General features: G+C 44.4%; 18 protein-coding genes. All 18 read right to left on the reverse strand.

What is annotated here, in order from left to right:
• Positions 1-13 precede the first annotated feature (13 nt).
• The 18 genes from AB5642_RS01595 to cls all read right to left on the reverse strand — a co-directional run bounded on the left by AB5642_RS01595 (position 14) and on the right by cls (position 20,048).
• The gene (locus AB5642_RS01595) at positions 14-382 is read right to left on the reverse strand and encodes a biotin/lipoyl-binding carrier protein (RefSeq protein WP_118578036.1); all 369 of its coding nucleotides are present in this window, start codon (positions 380-382) and stop codon (positions 14-16) included.
• A gap of 18 nt (positions 383-400) precedes the next feature.
• Positions 401-1,135 carry an OadG family transporter subunit gene (locus AB5642_RS01600; protein ID WP_173769066.1) on the reverse strand — a complete coding sequence of 245 codons (735 nt, stop codon included), beginning with the start codon at positions 1,133-1,135 and terminating at the stop codon, positions 401-403.
• A gap of 14 nt (positions 1,136-1,149) precedes the next feature.
• On the reverse strand, positions 1,150-2,586 hold the full coding sequence (locus AB5642_RS01605; RefSeq protein WP_227199146.1) for an acyl-CoA carboxylase subunit beta: 1,437 nt from the start codon (positions 2,584-2,586) through the stop codon (positions 1,150-1,152).
• 172 nt (positions 2,587-2,758) lie between these two features.
• On the reverse strand, positions 2,759-4,087 hold the full coding sequence (locus AB5642_RS01610; protein ID WP_243879967.1) for a D-alanyl-D-alanine carboxypeptidase family protein: 1,329 nt from the start codon (positions 4,085-4,087) through the stop codon (positions 2,759-2,761).
• 153 nt (positions 4,088-4,240) lie between these two features.
• On the reverse strand, positions 4,241-5,038 hold the full coding sequence (locus AB5642_RS01615) for a zinc dependent phospholipase C family protein (RefSeq protein ID WP_148461983.1): 798 nt from the start codon (positions 5,036-5,038) through the stop codon (positions 4,241-4,243).
• A 132-nt stretch (positions 5,039-5,170) separates the two neighbouring features.
• Positions 5,171-5,740: an SMC-Scp complex subunit ScpB gene (scpB, locus tag AB5642_RS01620; RefSeq protein ID WP_118578031.1), complete on the reverse strand. Its 570-nt coding sequence runs from the start codon at positions 5,738-5,740 to the stop codon at positions 5,171-5,173.
• A 3-nt stretch (positions 5,741-5,743) separates the two neighbouring features.
• Positions 5,744-6,535, reverse strand: a complete 792-nt coding sequence (locus tag AB5642_RS01625; protein WP_148461982.1) for a ScpA family protein — start codon at positions 6,533-6,535, stop codon at positions 5,744-5,746.
• A 17-nt stretch (positions 6,536-6,552) separates the two neighbouring features.
• Positions 6,553-7,341, reverse strand: coding sequence for a metallophosphoesterase (locus AB5642_RS01630; protein ID WP_148461981.1), 789 nt, complete (start codon positions 7,339-7,341; stop codon positions 6,553-6,555).
• Positions 7,313-7,438, reverse strand: coding sequence for a DUF6783 domain-containing protein (locus tag AB5642_RS01635; RefSeq protein ID WP_368356998.1), 126 nt, complete (start codon positions 7,436-7,438; stop codon positions 7,313-7,315). The genes AB5642_RS01630 and AB5642_RS01635 overlap by 29 nt, the downstream gene beginning before the upstream one ends.
• On the reverse strand, positions 7,420-8,448 hold the full coding sequence (locus tag AB5642_RS01640; protein ID WP_368371419.1) for a molybdopterin-binding protein: 1,029 nt from the start codon (positions 8,446-8,448) through the stop codon (positions 7,420-7,422). Before AB5642_RS01640 ends, AB5642_RS01635 begins: the two co-directional genes overlap by 19 nt.
• Before the next feature lie 39 nt (positions 8,449-8,487).
• Complete coding sequence (locus AB5642_RS01645) at positions 8,488-10,236, reverse strand: ABC transporter ATP-binding protein (protein ID WP_118578027.1); 1,749 nt, start codon at positions 10,234-10,236, stop codon at positions 8,488-8,490.
• 171 nt (positions 10,237-10,407) lie between these two features.
• Complete coding sequence (locus AB5642_RS01650) at positions 10,408-11,676, reverse strand: D-alanyl-D-alanine carboxypeptidase family protein (RefSeq protein WP_173736118.1); 1,269 nt, start codon at positions 11,674-11,676, stop codon at positions 10,408-10,410.
• 134 nt (positions 11,677-11,810) lie between these two features.
• Positions 11,811-12,503, reverse strand: coding sequence for a P-II family nitrogen regulator (locus AB5642_RS01655; RefSeq protein WP_118578026.1), 693 nt, complete (start codon positions 12,501-12,503; stop codon positions 11,811-11,813).
• A gap of 188 nt (positions 12,504-12,691) precedes the next feature.
• Positions 12,692-14,296, reverse strand: a complete 1,605-nt coding sequence (locus AB5642_RS01660) for a DUF1538 domain-containing protein (protein ID WP_330656213.1) — start codon at positions 14,294-14,296, stop codon at positions 12,692-12,694.
• A 278-nt stretch (positions 14,297-14,574) separates the two neighbouring features.
• A complete protein-coding gene (gene mnmA, locus AB5642_RS01665; RefSeq protein WP_226815611.1) occupies positions 14,575-15,660 on the reverse strand; it encodes a tRNA 2-thiouridine(34) synthase MnmA in 1,086 nt (361 codons plus the stop codon).
• 321 nt (positions 15,661-15,981) lie between these two features.
• The gene (locus tag AB5642_RS01670) at positions 15,982-17,157 is read right to left on the reverse strand and encodes a cysteine desulfurase family protein (protein WP_118578024.1); all 1,176 of its coding nucleotides are present in this window, start codon (positions 17,155-17,157) and stop codon (positions 15,982-15,984) included.
• Between the two features lie 20 nt (positions 17,158-17,177).
• On the reverse strand, positions 17,178-18,350 hold the full coding sequence (locus AB5642_RS01675) for a serine hydrolase (RefSeq protein ID WP_195477876.1): 1,173 nt from the start codon (positions 18,348-18,350) through the stop codon (positions 17,178-17,180).
• Positions 18,351-18,497: 147 nt separating this feature from the next.
• Entirely contained in the window at positions 18,498-20,048 is a 1,551-nt protein-coding gene (cls, locus tag AB5642_RS01680; protein WP_368371420.1) for a cardiolipin synthase, read from the reverse strand.
• Positions 20,049-20,110: the final 62 nt, after the last annotated feature.

A 20,110-nucleotide genomic window follows, 5' to 3' on the forward strand; every position in this document is an offset into this window, starting at 1 on the left:
ATTACCTCCCGACTTAGTTCATTGTTGCCAGGGTATCTCCATTTTCTACAGAGGCACCTTCTGCAACGTCAATGCTTGCAACGGTTCCGTCCTGAGGAGCTACAACCGGGATCTCCATCTTCATGGATTCCAGGATTACAATGTTGTCACCGGCTTTTACAGCCTGTCCAACGCTTGCTGCGATTTTCAGAACCTTTCCAGGTACGGAAGCTGCAACCTTAACTGCGCCTGCTCCGGCTGCTGCCTTAGGAGCTGCCTTCGGTGCCGGTGCTGCTTTCGGAGCTGCTGCAGGAGCTGCAGCTGCTGGTGCGGAAACGCTTCCTGTCTCTTCAACAGTTACTTCATATGCTGTTCCGTTAACGGTAATTGTATAACTTTTCATTTTAGGATCCTCCTGTATTTATCTCTTTTTACGATTGATTTTGCGGATGGAACGAACAACGAATCCATCTGTAGTGGTTCCCTCAGCTGCTGCAATTGCTGCTGCGATAACCGCGATCAGTTCTGTATCGTCTGCTTCTGCAGCTTCCACTGGTGCTGCCACCGGTGCAGGGGCAGGGGCTGCTGCAGCCTGAGCTTTTTTCTTTGCTTCCGGATTCGGGATGAATCTGAACAGATAGATCAGGAAGCTCAGGAAAATAAGAACGATGAATACGATTGCAATACCCATGATAGTATTCATAACAGCTCTTCTTAAGGTCTCAGCCATGGAATACTGTACATCAACAGTAAGGGATGTAGGTGTTCCTGTAGAAGCATCGAAAATATAAACGAAATTTGCATCTGCTTTCTCGAAGGAGACCGGTACAGTAACGGTATATCCATCGTCAGAAGCCTTCACCTCTGTCTCTCCGGTTCTCTCCTTTAAAGCCCCAACTTCATCCTTGGAGCCTGCCCATGCAGTCATTGCTCCAACAGTAAACTCATCAGATGACTTGGTATAATTCTCAATATCTTCATCACTGAGAGCAATGATGGTATCGGTAAGTCCCTCAGCGGTAGTGACCAGGGTCTGCTTTACCGTGTCATCAACCTCATCAGCTGCCCATACGGAGGATACTCCGGTAAGAGTGAGAACTGCCATCATGAGAAGTACTGTGCAAAGGGAGGATACTTTCTTAAAAATCTGTTTCATATGCTCCACCTCGCTTAGACCGTGCCGTGTTTCTTGGACGGACGTTCTTCCCTTTTTGTGAACAGCATTTCAAATGCACCGATCACATATTTTCTTGTATCAGCCGGGCTGATAATGGTGTCAACATATCCTCTTGCTGCTGCAGAGGAAACAGAGTTCTGAAGTTCTCTGTACTCAGCTGCTTTCTCAGTAAGAGCTGCTGCGTCATCGCCTGCATACATGATCTTGGCTGCAAGGTCTGCATCCATCATACCGATCTCTGCGTTCTCCCATGCGTATACCATGTCTGCACCGATTGCTTTGCTGTTCATAGCTGTGTAAGCGGTTCCAAATGCTTTGCCGATCACAACGTTAACCTTCGGAACAGTAGCGTCTGCAAATGCATGAACCAGTGCTCCGACAGATTTCGCCATCATCTTCTCGCCACATACAGTAGCCTTAAAGCCGTTTACATTTGTAAGAGTAAGTACCGGGATCTCGAAAGCGTCACAGAATTTTACGAACTCTGCTGCTTTTCTTGCACCGCGTGCACTAAGGGTACCATCAGACTCCCATACCTTTTTGCCTTCTACATCATAGCTCTCGCTTCTGTTTGCAACAGCACCAACGGTAGCGCCGTTCAGTCTGATAAATCCAACAGCAACACTCTTGCCGTAGTCAGCTTTTACCTCGAAGAACTGTCCGTTATCAGCGATTCTGGAAAGTGCAATGGCTGTGTCGCCTGTGCAGTTCTCAATATCCTCGCATACACGGTTCAGGTCGTCTGTGCACTCCATGTAAGAATCAGTGTCTTCGCAGTTAGATGGCAGATATGTTACGAGTTCACGGATTTTACCAAGGATCTCGTCCTCAGTACCGATTCCGTCTACAAGACCTGTCTCTTCGCTCTGGAATCTGGCAGAGGATGTGTCACATTTGGAAACGTGATTGCCTTCAAGGGCGTTCGGGGTGTTTACAAACAGTTTGCCTTTCTTCTCTTCAACAAATGTGAAGTCTGTCAGTGCCGGTACAAGTGCCATACCACCACCGCAGGTACCGAAGATACCTGTGATCTGTGGAATCAGTCCGGATGCCAGAGTCTGTTTCATATAAATTTCACCGAATGCTTCCAATGCGTCAGTTGCCTCCTGAAGACGGAGACCTGCACAATCGATCAGGCCGATCACCGGAGCACCGGTCTTCATAGCCATATCATAAAGTCTGGTAATCTTCTTGGCATGCATTTCACCAACTGTTCCGTTCAGTACGGAAACATCCTGGCTGTACACATACACCAGATTTCCATCGATTACACCATATCCGGTAATAACACCGTCTGAAGGTGCTTTTTTTTCAGTCATGTTGAAATCTGTATTTCTGGCTGTTACACTTTGGCCGATCTCAACAAAACTGTTCGCGTCAAGCAAAGAAGTGATTCTTGTGCCCGCTAAACTTTGTGTTGCGTTACTCATTCTTTCTTGCCCTCCATTTTATAATAATTTAAAAGTATAACCAAAAATTCTGCCGATTCTAATTGTACATTTTTTCACACAATTTTTCAATAGTTTTCCGTGTTTTTATGCAAAAAAATCCCTCGATTTTCGGGGGATTTTTTTATATATCATACATATTCCGTCAGGCTTTTTAGTGAAAAAAGTCATGAAACACCTTGTTTGCACACCATAAATAGGTGATTTTGACGATATTGCGATCTGCTGTCACAAAATAGTTATCCAGGACAAGTTCTCCAAGGCTAAAAGTGACCTGACCAATTTTCTGCCCCTTTTTCACAGGCGCTGTCAAATTTTTCTCAATACGCAGACGACAGGTAATCTTTTCCCCTTCTTTCAGAAGGATCTGCTTCTTTTTGTCAGAATCGGATGCCTGGATCTGTCCATTTATATATGCATCTGCGAAACCTGTCCCGATTTCTGTGAAAATTTTCCCGGAATTTTCCTGGTTTTCTTTACCAGATTCTTTCCCGCTGCTTTCGTCAGTCCCATCCTTTACTGGTATAGCCGGAATCTCCGGCTCCTGCCAGTAGGTTTCCTTGTGAAAATTTGCTTTGCCATATTCCAGCAGTTTCATGGCATCTTTCCATTTATATGTCTTATTATTCGGCCAGCCGCAGCCAAGAAGGGAAATAATAAATTTTCTTTCCTCATTTTCACAGGCTGCCACATAACAATAACCCGCATTTCCTGTAAAACCTGTTTTTCCTGAAATGGCGTCCGGAGTCATATCAAGAAATGCATTTGCATTATGGACAGAAAACTGACGTTTTCCTGAAATATCAGAAAAAGAATAATCCCTGGTCTGTGTAATATGAAGAAATGCTTTATTTTTCACCGCATAGCTCATGATCAAAGCCAGATCTCTTGCGGTAGTCTGATGAATGCCTCCTGCATCTGCACTGTCAAGACCGTTCGGCGTAACAAAATGAGTGTTCGTGCAGCCAATCTCCTTTGCTTTTGCATTCATCATTTTTGCAAACCCTTCCACAGAACCGCCAATGTGTTCAGCAATTGCCACGGCCGTATCATTATGGCTTTTCAACATTAAAGAATAAAGAAGATCTTCCAGGTAATACTGCTCCCCTTCCTTTAAATTCAGCTTTACTTCTGGTTGAGAGGCCGCATTTTCTGACACCATTACATAATCATCACCGGAGCCCTTCTCCAAGGCAAGGATACAGGTCATTACCTTTGTGGTACTGGCATTCGGACGAGCTATATAGCCCTCTTTTTCGTACAGTACCCGGCCAGAATCCCCATCCATAAGAACTGCGGATAAGGCATAGAGATTTCCAGGTCCGTCTGTTTCTTTCATATCAACAGCTGCCGGTATCATCTGCACAATGGAGCTGACAGCCTTTTTTTCGTCTGTGCCAGTGCTTCCTGACACCTGGCCAGCAGTGCATAAAACAAGTACAAAAGTCAGTGTAAGACAAAAGAATCTGTATCTGCTTTTCATAGTCCACCCCACATTCCGTTTATAGTATTTTACGCGAACCTGTCCCAAACTATGCAAAGCTCACTCTACAAGTTTTACCTGATAAAAAGAACAGGTATCTTACAGAAATACCTGTCCCTGAAATTGGTTCAATTTTCAATTTGTATATCACAGCTAACCATTGTAAGTCAGATCCCATCGCTCAGACAACAGCCTGTCCTCCTGGGAAAGCTGATACAGCTCCAACAATTCTGCCGGTGCCTCTTTCACCTCTTTTTCAAACAATGTATTCAGCTGTTCCACAGGTTCCCTGCTGCCACCTGCCGGCTGAGCCATCATATAGTGATCGATCAAAGCAGACTGTGCTCTTCTTCCTCCAAGGCTGGAAAGCTTCGACAAGCGCGCCCGTCTTGTCCCGCCATCGTCACATACCAGCAGATTTGTCATAAATTTCATCAGTTTAAGGCTCAGAAGAATATCTCCTGTTTTTACAAGAGGAAAAGCCTTGTGGATTTCCGCTGCATTTTTGCGTTTTGCTTTGATACAATCAGAAGGATAAAAGGCATATGGATTTTTTCCATTTTCTTCCATAAGGAAGCGGTCAAATTCAATTTCCAGAAGGCTGTGGGAAATCCTGCCCTTATCATTCATTTCATTTACAAAAGGATGACAGGAAGAGTCCAGAAGATAATGACAGCCAAAGCCAAGAAGATAGGCAAGAAGTGCCTCATCACCAGTCTCTCTGACCTGCGCCATTCCCTGGGTAAAAAAAGCCCGGGCTTTTTCTTTGTGCATACGGTATCCTACACTGCTTACGTGATTCTTAAAAATAAAATAATAGAAGAAAATATCCGGTCCGTGAAGACCGATCCGATACAGTTCACCGTTTTTCCGAATAATTTCTTTCACTTGATCGGGCAATTGTCTGTATACTTTCTGACCAAACAAATCATGTGCATATGTTGTGGGCATTTTTTCTCTCCTGTCTTATCGCCTGCAGTTTATCTGCGGCTTACTTGTCCTGTTTCATTGTCTGCAGTTTATCCGCGGCTTACTTGTTCTGTTATATCGTCTGCAGTTTATCTGTGGCTTACTTGTCCTGTCTTATATATCCAGCTTCAGCTGTACTTCCTCTTCGGCCTCAGCCTTAAAATCCGCCATTTTTACCGGATCCACAGCCGGCAGCTCTTCCAGACCCTGCACACCAAATGTGCGAAGAAATTCTTCTGTAGTGCCGAAAAGGATCGGCCGTCCAGGTGCATCAAGACGTCCAAGCTCCTTTACCAGATTATACTCAACCAGCTTATTTACTGCATGATCGCTTTTTACTCCCCGGATCTTTTCAATCTCAGCTTTTGTCACAGGCTGCTTATAGGCAATAATAGACAGCGTTTCCAGCATAACATCTGTAAGGGCAGGTTTCTTAGGCTGCATGGCAATCCGGATCAGACAGCCATAGTAATCCCGTTTGGTGCACAGCTGATAAGAGCCTTCCAGCTCAATGATCTGGATTCCCCTTCCCTCATCCTTATATTTATCCATCAGATTATGGAGTAATTTTTCTGTAGTCGGCTTATCCTGCTGAATTGCTTTCGCAATCTGACCTAATTCCACAGATTCACCCATCGCAAACAGAATTGCCTCAACGGCACCTTCTAATCGTTTAATTTCCATATACTATCCTTCTTCCTCTGCAAACTCTGTCAGATTCTTCCAGGTTTCTGGCTCCGTCACAACATTGATCTGGATGTCATCAAAGATCTCTTCCTGAACCACATGAATGTGTCCCATTTTTATCAGTTCCAGAACAGAAAGGAAGGTAACGATTACCTGTACTTTGGAGCACTGCTTTTTCAACAGGTCCCGAAAGCTGAATTTCCTGTGAGTCTTTGCAAATTCTTTCATCTCCAGCATTTTATCAGAAAGACTGACTTCTTCCTTCTCGATTTTTCCAAACTGGCTTCGGATAGGGTCCCGTCTGTCGTCCTGCCGCCTGATGATCGACTGGTAAATGGCGTTTAACTTCTCAAGAGTAAGACCAGCCAGAAGTTCTGAGGGATCCACTGGTTCCCGGTACTGAAGCACCTCCCTTGGCACATCCGGCTCACGGAAATAGACGCCGCTGGCATCGTCCATCTTGTCCTTCAGCTCATAAGACATATATTTATACATCTTATATTCCAGAAGTTTCTGAACCAGCTCCGCTCTGGGATCCTCTTCTTCTCCTTCTTCATTGATCTCTTTTGGAAGAAGCATCCGGCACTTGATATCCAGAAGCGTAGCGGCCATGACCATAAACTCACTCATAATACCAAGGTCTTCTTTTTCCATAGCGTGAATGTATTCCATGTACTGATCCGTAATCTCCACAATCGGTATATCATAAATATCAATTTTATTTTTATCAATAAGGTGAAGGAGCAGATCAAGCGGTCCTTCAAAAACATTCAGTTTTACGGGAATTGCCATGCGCTTTCCTCTCTCCCTTACGGTTTCATTTCTATAAAAATCAGCTCTCTTGGATTATGGATCCGAAGAGGCACTGTGTGTTCCCCAAGACCTGCACTTACGATCATACATTTGCCATTTTTGTAAAAATCGCCGCAACAGTATTTGGGAAAAGGTATAAACTGAGAGCTGATGGCTCCCACATGTCTGGAAAAACGGAGCACACCGCCATGGTAATGTCCAGACAGGATCAGGTCTGCACCCCAGCGGAAATAGGTTCTGCCATATTTGGGGTTATGGGCAAGCAGAATATTTATGGCCTCCGGATCTGGCTTTCCCATAAGCTCTTCCATTTTTTCAGAAGTGAGCTTCGGGGAAAAAGGCTTATGATAGTATTCCAGTGGAAGTTCCAGTCCATTTACCACAAAGGAATTGCCAGCCAGAACAACTTTGTTCTTCTCATTTGCCAGGAAACAGATTCCTTTTTGTTTCAATTCTGCCTGATATTCCAGATACTCATTCCGATAAATGTGCTCTTTGGCCTTCATTTTGGTTTCGTGATTTCCCATGGCGTAAAAAATAGGAAAGTTCTTCGCCAATGTACAAAGCAGCTTCCTGGCGGTTTCCAGGGTGGAAGGATCCATCCGAACCACCATGTCTCCGGCAAGAAGAATGGCATCAGGGGCATATTCCTGGATTTTTTTCAGCAAAGTATTGTTCTCTTCGCCGAAAATGCTTCCGTGAAGGTCTGCAAGAACAGCAAAGCGCACGCTTTTTTTTATTTTCGGGTTATGGACTTCATAGGTTGCAGTTCGAAATTTTTCCATAAATCTCCTTAAATACTTTGTAATTTCCAGAGCGTGTTTGAAAAAGGCCTTCTGCAATCTGCACGCCCCAGGCCCTGCTTACTTTCCAAATCCACAATTGGGGAAGGTACAGACTTTGCAGCTCAGGCAGAGACCGCCTTCTCCGTATGCAGCAACTTCTTCCGGGAAAATTTCATCGTCTGCCATGATTCTTGGCAGAACCAGGTCAAATACAGTGCGCTTCGCATACATGACACATCCGGGAAGGCCAAGGATCGGGATGCGTTTTCCCTCTTTCTCATAGTAAGCGATGAGAAGCATGGCTCCTGGCAGTACCGGTGCACCGTAAGTAACAACTCTGGCTCCTGTATCACGGATTCCTCCAGGTGTACGGTCATCTGGATCTACACTCATGCCGCCGCTGCAGACTACCATATCTGCACCCTGGTTAATAAATTCCATAATGTCGGCTGTGATCTGTGCCTTGTCATCTCCCGGAGTCGTCTGACCGATCACCTCAGTGGGGTACTCGGAAAGCTTTTCTTTTAATACAGGGGTAAAGGTATCCTGAATCAGACCTTTTTTTACCTCGCTTCCAGTTGTAACGATCCCAACTTTTTTGAGGTGATAGGGAAGAATGGAAAAAATCGGTTCCGGTCCAGCAGCTTCCACAGCTTTGTCCATTTTTTCTTTTTCGATTACAAGAGGGATGATCCTGGTGCCAGCCAGTTTATCTCCTTTTTTTACCGGGAAGTCCCCGTGGCGGGAAGCGATCATCATCTCCCCCAGAGAATTCACTGCCAGAAGGGCATCTCTGCGGATTTTCAGAACTCCATCCTCGTCTGCTACCAGTTCGATCTTGCCTTCTTTCACATCAGTTCCATGCATGGAATCTCCTGCACAGATTTTATACAAGATATCAGCGCCCTCATTTTCATGAAGAATGCCTTCTTTCTTTTCCCACACAAAAAGATGTTCTTTTCCAACAGAAAGGAGCAGCGGAATGTCCTCTTCTTTCACAATATGTCCTTTGGAAAACAGAACGCCTTTCTTCTCATCCTTTATAATCTGTGTAATATCATGGCAGAGGATCTGGCCCACTGCGTCTTCGGTTCTTATTTCTTTCATTCTGCAATTCATCCTTTCGCATATAATTGCTGTTTACGATCACAATCCGGCTTTGCAAAGTTTCGCATATACGCCGTCCTTCTCCATCAGCTCCTGATGTGTACCTTCTTCTGCAATTCCATCTTCGGTCAGCACCAGGATCCTTCTGGCATTGCGGATCGTGGAAAGACGATGGGCGATCACAAAGGTGGTTCGGTCTTTGGCAAGACGTTCCAGAGATTGCTGCACTACCTTCTCACTTTCGTTATCCAGGGCGGATGTTGCCTCATCAAAAATCAGGATCGGCGGATTCTTCAGAAAAGCTCTCGCAATGGAAAGACGCTGTTTCTGTCCTCCGGAAAGCTTCACGCCGCGCTGTCCAATGTCTGTGCCATAGTTATCCGGCATTTCCATGATAAAGTCGTGGGCATTGGCAAGCTTGGCTGCGCGGATAACTTCCTCATCGGTAGCGTCCGGACGGCCATACCGGATATTTTCCATAATGTTTCCTGCAAACAGGTATACATCCTGCTGCACAATGCCAATCTGATTACGAAGATCCTTCAGTTTGATCTTTCGGATATCTTTTCCATCCAGATAAATGGCACCGGATGAAACATCATAAAATCTGGGGATCAGGCTGCAAAGGGTAGTCTTTCCAGCTCCGGAAGTGCCTACAAGGGCAACATAGTCACCGGGCTTTACCTCCAGATTTACGTTGGAAAGTACTTTTTCATTGTGGTCTTCATAGTGGAAAGAAACATTCTCGAAGCGGATATCTCCTTTTACATGATCCATAGAAACTGCATCCGGCGCATCCTCAATATCCGGCGCAATGGACATCATTTCCAGGAAGCGGTCATAACCACTGTAGCCGTTCTGGAACTGCTCGGTAAAGTTTACCAGCTTGGTAACCGGCTCTGTAAAATTGTTAATATACAAAAGGAAGGTCACAAGATCTGTGGCGCTTAAATCTCCTGCCGCCAGGAACATGGCTCCGGAAACCAGTGCAGTAACTGTGATCAGCGTGGTAAACGCATCCATGCCTGCATGATAACCTGCCATATAGCGGTAAGTCACACGCTTGGAATCCACAAAACGCTCATTTCCTTTACGGAATTTCTCAATCTCGCGCTTCTCATTTCCAAAAGATTTTACCACACGGATTCCGGAAAGACTGTCCTCGATCTGGCTGTTGATCTCGCCCATGCGCACACGGTTTTCCTTAAATGCACTTTTCATCTTTTTATTATAAATCAGTGCATAGATCAGCATAATAATTACAACTGCGAAGCACAGCAGCGCCATCTGCGGCTTCACATTCATAAGAATGATCAGTGCTCCGAACAGCTTGATCACTGAGATCAGAATATCCTCCGGTCCATGGTGGAGAAGCTCTGTAATATCAAAAAGATCACTTGTGATCCTGGAAAGAAGCTGGCCGACCTTCTGATTATCATAAAATGCAAAAGAGAGCTTCTGGTAATGGCTGAATATCTCGTTTCGCATATCATGCTCAATATAAGCGCCCATCATATGTCCATAATAGGTAATAAAATAACGGCTTCCAAGCTGCACCAGGATCAGTACCAGCATTCCCACCCCGATTTTCAAAATCATGGTCTTCGCTTCATCCGCTGACATTTCACTTATGGAATTCATAATATAACGAACCATCAGTGGAATGACAAGTGTCACTGCTGCCCCAAGGAATGCAAAAAAAAGATCTGCAAAAAACAGTCCCTTATATGGTTTATAATAGCCTGCAAGCATCTTTAATCTGCCAGGCTGTTTTTTCTCTTGTTTCATATGATTTCCCTCCGCTTTTGCTGCTATATTTTTGTAAGACATCAGCAAAAATTTTCATACAGAGTTTATTATAAACCGACGAGGACTGTTTTGTCAAAATGCTTCTGTAATTTGTATAACTATTTTTAGAGGCAAAGGCGAAAATCAGGTTTTCCTGCCATACTACGTTCTTTACAATAGCTTTAATAGCTTTTCCAGACAGTTTTTATAGGTTGCTTTTTCTATAGTTTCAGAAAAAAGAATGTTCACCTCTCCAAGCTTTTGTCCATTCTGGTAATACTCCAGGGTACCGGCAACATCGCCTTCTTTTACAGGCGCCTGGACCTGAGTTTCCAGATTCAGTTTCCGTTCCACTTCGCCTATGGTTTTGCCGTCGGTGCTCAGATACTGGAAGTTCTTTTCATATTTTATTTCTGTAGTAGGTTTGGTTCCTTTTCGGACCTCTATCTGGGGAAGCTTTTCGGGATTTTCATCCGTGTAAAAGCTGCATTTTGAAAAACCGTAGTTCAGCATGGCAGCGGCGTCCTTGAAACGAACTTTGTAATCGGGTGCTGCCATAACTACAGAAATCAAGGTAATGTTATTTCGGGACGCCACAGCAGATACGCAATACTTTGCCAGACTGGTACTTCCAGTTTTCAGACCGATGCATCCGTCGTAGCTTCGAAGGAGTTTGTTAGTGTTCGTTAAGCAAAACTCTTTGGAGCCTTGTCTGGTCACATGAGTAATATTTTCCATCCATATAGAAGAGTACTCCAGGATCTTCGGATATTTGGTGATCAGCTCCCGGCTCATAATGGCAATGTCCCGGACAGTTGTGTAGTGATCTGTGGATTCTGTCAATCCACAGCAGTCTACAAAATGGGTATTCTCCATTCCAAGCCCTGCTGCCCGCTCATTCATCTGCCGCACAAATTCCTGCTCGCTGCCTCCAATATGCTCTGCCATTGCTACACTGGCGTCATTTCCAGAGGCGATCACAATGCACTTGATCATAGTCTCCACGTCCTGGGTTTCTCCTTCCTCCAGAAATACCTGGGAGCCACCCATAGATTTCGCATAGGCACTGGTGGTTACCAGATCATCCATTTTCAGTGTACCATTCTCCAACGCATCGAAAATCAGGATTAACGTCATAATCTTTGTAATACTCGCTGGACTTCGCCTGGTATCCGAATCTTTTTCGTAAATTACAGTGCCTGTACTGGCCTCCATTAAAAGAGCAGAAGGTGCCTGCACAAGCGCATCATCAGGTGCTGCTGGCTCCGTGGTTTTTTCTTGTTCTTCCGGGGATGCAGCGGTATTATCACTTGTAAAATTTTCTGCCCTTTCATTCAACGATATATCTGCTTTCCCATATACAATCCGACAGCCAGTTCCCACCATGAGACTGGCCAGCAAAATAGGTAAAACCGCCTTTCTTATTGCCTTTCCAAGCATAGGATGTCTCCTCAAAAATAAGTTCTATTCTATTGTAAAGCGGTCACCATAATTTTATTACTATAATCTCAGAATGCAAAAGCATCACCAATCTGCAAATATTTCCATGACTTCTCCACGTAAAAAAGTGGAGTTTACGAATTTTCTTCCTCATCTTCCAGGATCCGCAGCCCGGCTGTGCTGGTTACGGGGAGGGAAAATACGATGGTTCCTGCTTTGGAGGTGAGACCGGCTTTTTCCATGATAGCACTCATAATGGCATTTTTCTGTTCTGATTTTGCCACAATGAAGATCACCTCTTTTTCGGAAACCAGGGAAACGCCAAGAAACTGTTCGGCGCGCTTCATTCCTACCCCTTTTCCATGAAGAACGGTACCGCCGGTTGCGCCACCCTCCTCTGCTGCTTTCATCACCTGGGTGTTATATCCGTAATTGGCAATTGCCACGATCAGTTCATGCTTTGTCTCTTTCAATGTACCTTCCTCCTCTCTTACAAACTCCTGTCCCTGAATGAGAAATCCCAATTCCCGTTTGCCGCCAATGCTGCTCATGGGAATGGTAAATGCAATCCCAGTTCCGGGCACGTCGATCCGCAGCTGGTTCTGCAAGCCCTTTTTCACCTTTTTCCAGGTAGCTTCTGTCACAAAGTGAAAACAGATGCTTTTCTCATCATCTTCTAATCCCATATAGTCAAGGATGGAGCTTGAGGCAGTTCCCATACCAAGGGAAACCGTTCCTACTTCTATCTGATTTTCCCGGTAAAGTGCTGCAAATTTCGACATGTATTTTCGGTTGGTGATGGTAACCATCATGTATAATTCGCTCATAGACGATTCCTTTCTTTATAAAGTTCGTTGCTGTTCATAATCTTCCCTGAGTGTACCCAATCATCATTCCTATAATCTGTACTTCCACTTTGTGCCACACAAAAATGGCATCTATTAGGTCTTCCTAACTATAATTGTTCATTTATAATGTGTTTGAGTCAACACTCAATCCCTATTTTCTTAATTTTCTATAACTCTATAATTTCTGTGTCTTCCAGTTCTTCAAACAGTTCCGCCACTGGTATAGCTTCCACTGGTATTTTGTCCGCAGGCAAATTCTTCCCCTTGCCTCCAAGCTCGCCGCCTTTTACCCGATAAACCAAGCCTAGCACCTGCAAAGTAATAAGCGGCGTCATAGCAACCATTGCCACTACGCCAAAAGCATCTGTCACAATATTTCCACCCACAGCTTCACAGGCTCCCTGCGCCAGCGGAAGGAGAAAGGTGGCTGTCATAGGTCCAGAGGCAACACCACCAGAGTCAAATGCAATAGCCGTAAAAATTTTGGGAACAAACAGGCTGAGGATTAAGGCAATGGCATAACCTGGCACCAGAAAACAGAAAATGGAGATTCCAGTCAGCACCCGGAGCATGGAAATCCCAACAGAGACTGCCACACCCACAGACAGACCAATCTGTATGGATTTCCCGGAAATCGCACCGTCAGTCAGCTCCTCAACCTGCTTCATCAGCACATATACCGCAGGCTCGGCTTTTACAATAAAGTAACCGATCACCATTCCAAGAGGCACAAGAATCCAGTTATAAGGCAAATTTCCCAATACCATCCCCAGGTAATTTCCAGCTGGGATAAAGCCTACATTTGCCCCGGTAAGAAACAGAACAAGTCCTATATATGTATAAAATAAGCCGATACAGATTTTGATCAGCACAGTTTTATTCAATTTCAGCGAAACAATCTGGAAAATTCCGAAGAAAGCAATAATTGGGAAAAGGGATACAGCGATCTCTTTAAAATATTTTGGCAGTGCAACTGCAAATAATTTTCCCAGTTCTATCGAATTTTCCACTTCAGAAACCACTTCCAGCGCAGCGCTGCCTTCCGTGTGGTACAAAAGTCCCAGAATCAGAACTGCCAAAATAGGTCCAATGGAGCATAGAGCCACAAGCCCGAAACTATCATCTCCGGCATGTTTATCATTACGGATGGATGCAATACCAACACCCAATGCCATAATAAAGGGTACCGTCATAGGTCCAGTGGTCACTCCACCGGAATCAAATGCCACTGCCAGAAAATTCTCAGGAACAAACATGGCTAATACAAATACTAAAATATAGAAACTGAATAACAATGGCGGCAGCGCAATTCCAAAAAGGATACGCAATAAGGCCACAACAAGAAACGCACCAACACCAAGTGCCACAGATAAGATCAGCACCAGATTGGGCACAGAAGAAACCTGTTCTGCAAGAACCTGCAGATCTGGTTCAGATATTGTGATAATAAAGCCCAGAATAAAACCGATAATTATAATAAAGCCTAACTTTTTCGTGCGAAGCATACTGCCTCCCACATGTTCTCCCATGGGCGTCATGGATAATTCTGCTCCCATGGAAAAAAAGATCATTCCCAGGATCACAAGCACAGATCCTACCAGGAATTCCACCAGGATGCCCGGAGATAACGCAGCCACGGTAAAACCAAGTATAAAAACGATCAGTACAATGGGAATCACTGCGCTGATGGATTCTCTGGCTTTCTCCCTGGCTTTTTCCTTTAAGACGGACTGATGGGACTGAAGTTCTCTGATTAATTTTCTTTTTTCCACATATACCTCCATTTCTGAATATTTCACTGTAGTTGCCTGGAGCGTGTTTGAAAAGGCATTCTATCATCTATACGCTCCACTTTGATGCCTGATATGGGTTATTGTAACATTTTCCCATAGGGTTAGTCATCTATAAAACAAAGATATATTCTTAATTTTTTGTAAACTGACTGCATAAACAAAAAAACAACCAGAATTTAATATAGACCTAGCTATATTTCTTCCGGTTGTTTTACATCAATATATTTTCAACAGATATCATGCAATTTCGGATTTTATCAGCCCGTGATCACACCGCCGCCAATGACTACGTCTCCATCATAAAGCACAGCTGCCTGCCCTTTGGTGATAGCTCGCTGGGGCTCATCAAAAATGATGTGTACACTATGTTCTCCAGTAACTTTTACAGTTGCCCACTGCTCCTTCTGGCGGTAACGAACCTTGGCTTTGGCGCGAAATTCTGCCGGCGGGGTATCAAAGGAGATGAAATTAAAGTCTTCCACATCCAGTTCGCGATGGAACAAATCCTCATTATCTCCCAAAATCACGCGGTTCTCTGCCGGACAGATTTTGGTAACGTAAACCGGCTTCCCGGCTGCAATACCAAGCCCCTTTCGCTGACCTACCGTGTAGCCAATAATTCCTTTATGATGCCCAAGCACATTTCCGTCTTTATCTGTAAAATCGCCTGCCGGATAGTCTTTTCCTGTAAACCGGCGGATAAATCCAGCATAATCCCCATCTGGGACAAAACAGATATCCTGGCTGTCCGGCTTATCTGCGTTATAGAAATTCTGCTGGTCTGCGATCATGCGGGTCTGATGTTTATTCATGTCTCCAAGTGGAAACATGGTGTGTGCCAGCTGCTCCTGAGTAAGAGAGTAAAGAACATAACTCTGGTCTTTTGCAGGGTCAGCTGCTTTTTTCAGAAGATATCTTCCATCTTCCCGCTTTTCAATTCTGGCATAGTGTCCGGTTACTACATAGTGACAGCCTAATTCTTCTGCACGATGGTAAAGGCTGTTGAATTTCAGGTAGCGGTTGCAGTCAATGCAGGGGTTGGGAGTTGCACCGTTTTCATAGGCTGCTACGAAGCGGTCCATAACTTGTTTTTTAAAATCTGCGGTGAAATTAAACACGTAATACGGGATTCCAAGATTATGTGCTACGCTCCTTGCATCCTCCACATCATCCAGAGAACAGCAGCTTTTTTTGCGGCTCACACCGGCATCTTCATTCTGGAAAAGCTTCATGGTGACACCGATGCAGTCATATCCATGCTCCTTCATCAGGTAAGCGGCCACTGAAGAATCTACGCCGCCACTCATGGCGATCAATGCTTTTTTCATATTGTCTGATTCCATATTTATACCTCATAAAAACTGAAAACTATTACTATTTAATGTGTTTAAGTCCCAGCCGACACACAGCATTTGGGCAATGTGTATTACTCCAGCGAGCCATTTCAGGCGCGCTCTTAGCGTAAGCGAAATCCAGCGCTTACGGAGACTTATGCGTGAGGGCTCTCCCGAACGCATTAGTCGCAGTTAGCGATTAGTTCGCTGGAGCGTTGCGCCGGCGAGTGAGTAATACACATTGTCCAAATGCGTCCCTCCTGACGAACTTTTAATCAACTAAATAGCAATCTATTCTAATAATCATATCTTGTATCATACACGATTCTTTTAATCCTCGCAATGCTTTTTCCGCCAATCATCTGACATTCCGCGGAGTTGTTCCACCACCTGGGGAATCACTTCCAGCATATAATCGATTTCTTCCTCAGTATTGGAAATGTCAAGGCTGATTCTGAGTGAACCCTGGGCGATTTCAGGAGCGAGACCAAGAGAAAGAAGTACATGGCTTGGATCCAGGGCACCTGATGCGCAGGCAGAACCGGAAGAAGCACAGATTCCCCTGCTATCCAGAAGAAGCAGCAGGCTTTCACCGGATACACCTTCAAAGCAGAAATTCACATTACCAGGCAAGCGTTTCTCCCTGGAACCATTCAGTATACTATAAGGAATCTGCGAAAGCCCCTGAATCAAACGATCTCGCATGGCGATAACCTTGGCTTCATTTTGTTCCATCAAAGTGCACTCTTCTTTCAGAGCAGCTGCCATTCCCATAATTGCCGGTAAATTCTCTGTGCCTGGCCGTTTTCCACGCTCCTGGCCGCCGCCCTCCATAAGAGAAGTCAGTTCAATCCCCCGTTTCACATACAATGCACCGATTCCTCTTGGACCATGAAATTTATGTGCGGAAAGAGATAACATATCAATATTCTGTTTCTTCACATTTACCGGGATATGTCCTGCTGCCTGCACTGCATCTGTGTGAAAAAGCACCCCGTGAGCACGACAGACTTCTCCAATTTCCGCTATAGGAAGAACAGAGCCAATTTCATTATTAGCAAACATAACCGTAACCAGACAGGTATCCAGCCGAATTGCTTCTTCCACCTGAGCAGCTGTAATATTCCCCTCTGCACCCACATCCAGAAGCTGAATCTCAAATCCCTGCTCCTTCAGCCTTCTCAGAGTATGAAGCACCGCATGATGCTCAAACGCAGTAGAAATAATATGCCTCTTATTCTGTTTCGCCCCAAGCATAGCCGCTGACACAATTGCCTGATTATCTGATTCTGTCCCACCTGATGTAAAAAAAATCTCTTTCGGCATACAGCCAAGGCAACGTGCGATCTGCTCTCTCGCCGTCTGTAAGGCATCATTTGCTGCCATCCCAATCTGATGAATACTGGACGGATTTCCGTAACTATTCTCCATTGCAGAAATCATAGCCTTCATTGCTGTCTGACTTATTTTTGTGGTTGCTGCATTGTCTGCATAAATTCTAGGCATAACTCAAATTCCTCTTTATATTACATTCCAAGAAGCAGCACATTTCTCAGCTTCCTTGTAAGATCAAATGTCCCTGCATCTTTCTTCTGCATCATCATAAGAATCGTCATATTCTCCTTGGGAAAATTGGCGAAATAGCAGCCAAGCCAGCCATCCCAGCCATATTCACCCTCACAGCATGCAAAGGGTGCCTTCCACGGATCCGTCATCACACGCATCAGATTTCCATAAGAATATCCATTCATCTCCCACCATTTTTCAAACCACTCCTGCTGACATGCTATAAGCTTGTGGGTGGTCATATATTCCACAGAAGCAGGCTTAAGGATCTGTCTGCCCTGGAAGCTGCCTTTGTTTATCAGCATAGCCGCAAATCTGGAATAATCCTCAATGGTGGAAACAAGCCCTGCCCCTCCGGCTTCATAAACAGGCGGTACGTCCATGGAAAGACGGATTCCCAGACTGTTGTCACGGAATTCTTTCATTTCACCGGCAGTCTGCTCATAAGTCATGGCCAGTCTGTCCAGCTTCTCACCTGGAACATAGAAATCTGTATCTTTCATTCCCAAAGGCACAAAAAGCTCTTTCTTAAGAAATTCACCGTATTTCATGCCGGAAGCCTTCTCCACCACTGCTGCCAGAATATCTGCGGATACCCCATACTTCCAGCGCTCTCCGGGCTGAAACTCCAAAGGACATCTGCCGATCTTATCTGCAAATTCCAGTGTTGTCATGGGATGCTCTGTATTCAGACGTGCATGTATTTCTTCCATCACATTTCCAACGGCAAACTCTGCGGCACTGCTGTTTCCGCCATAAGTCAAACCACTGGTCATAGACAACAAATGATAAACCGTTACATTATGCCATACTGGTGCCAGTCCGCCAGGTACAGACACCATCTGGTCTGCAAATCCCGGAATATATCTGGAAACCGGATCTGCCAGATCAATTACTCCTCTTTCAAATAAAATCATGGCCGCTGCCGCTGTAATCGGTTTCGTCATGGAAAAAAGACGGAATATGGTATCCCGTTCAATCATTTTCCCATTTGCTTTATCCGCATAGCCACACTGAAGATAGGCTTCCTCCTGGCCGTCCTTTATTACCATCATATTCATACCGGCAATCTGATTATCCTTTACTGCCTGATCCATAATCGTCTGAAGCTGTTTCTTTATCTCTTTTCTCATATCTGACCTCCTGATTTATATATGGCAATGCCGCAGGTAAGGGGCATCATCTATATACTCATTCTGCATAAGGTTTAGAGCGTGTTTGAAAAATCATTTCCGCAATCTATACGCCTCAATTTGCAGAAACCCCTTTTTGAACACGCTCTACAGCATCGGTGCAAATAACCTTAGAATACTCTGCATCGCCCGCACTGCAATATTTCTTCCACGACAGAATTCCAAAGATACCGGATTACAATATTCCAGGGTATCTGTGAAATCCTTTTTAATATCATAAATCACCTGATTCCGATAGATCCATACACCATCCTCAAAGTGAAGATACAAGCTCCGGTAGTCCAGATTGATGGTTCCCACAACAGCGATCTCGTCATCACATACAAAGGACTTGGCATGTAAAAATCCCGGCTGATATTCATAGATTTTCACTCCTGCTTCCAGAAGCTGCTCGTAGTAAGACTGGGTAAGAAGAAATACCAATTTTTTGTCTGGAATCCCAGGTGTCATCAGACGGACATCCACACCACTTTTTGCTGCGAGACAAAGAGCAGTCATCATCTCATTGTCAATAACAAGATAGGGTGTACAGATATACACATACCTTTTTGCACGATTGATAATATTCAGATAAACATTCTCTCCAACAGTCTCGTTATCCAGCGGAGAATCACAAAACGGCTGAATATATCCATCCCCTTCAAATGCCTCCGGATGCCATACATGAGGCAGATATTTCTCAAGTGAATGATCCTCACGGTTATTGGTAATCACATTCCACATATGAAGGAACATGGCAGTCATGTTCCAGACAGCTTCCCCCTTCAGCATAACCGCAGTGTCCTTCCAGTGTCCAAAGCGCTCCTTCTGGTTGATATACTCATCTGCCAGATTTACACCACCGGTAAATCCCACATATCCATCAATAATACAGAATTTCCGATGGTCACGGTTATTCTGGATAATATTCAAGATCGGACGGAAAGGATTGAACACCTGACACTTGATTCCTTTGGATCTCATGGTTTCATAATATTTATGAGGGAGCGTGGTAAGACATCCCATGTCATCATAAATCAGACGGACATCCACACCTTCCTGAACCTTCCTCTCCAGTATATCCAGTATGGTTCTCCACATTACTCCATCATGGATTATAAAATACTCAATAAAAATATAATGCTGTGCCTGCTCCAGTTCCCTTACAAGAACCGGGAACATGTCATCTCCAACCTGGAAATATTCTGCGGTAGTATTTCCGTGAATAGGATAACCTGCATTATGATATATATAATCCGACTGGTTGCATGCAGATATATCTTCTGCCTCCAGAAGATCATGTATTTCAGGATCTGTCTGTAAAAGATTACCGGACTTCATCAGCATCTCATTAAATTGATCCTGCATATAAGCAGCAATTCTGGAACGTCCAAATACAAGATACAAAACAAGGCCAAAAATTGGCAGGCACAGGATCAACATCGTCCATGCCAGTTTATACGAGGGGTTTATCTTTCGATTCACAATTTTCAGAACAACCAGAATACTGATAACATCCAGAATAAAAGACATATATCTGGAATATCCTGCAAGACGCAGAAATATAGTCAACAGCCAGCCAAGCTGCACCGCCATGGCAAATATTACATAAAATACCCGGTTAAACAGAAGCTTGGCTATTTTTTTCAAAATCATCATAAGTTTATATTTTCTCCTTCATACACCGGTCAGCAACAAAACGGACATGTGGTCAGCCAGCG

It is taken from the genome of Ruminococcus sp. 1001136sp1_2201st1_G3_2201SCRN_220225 (genome assembly GCF_040924365.1).
Lineage (GTDB): Bacteria > Bacillota > Clostridia > Lachnospirales > Lachnospiraceae > Blautia_A > Blautia_A faecis.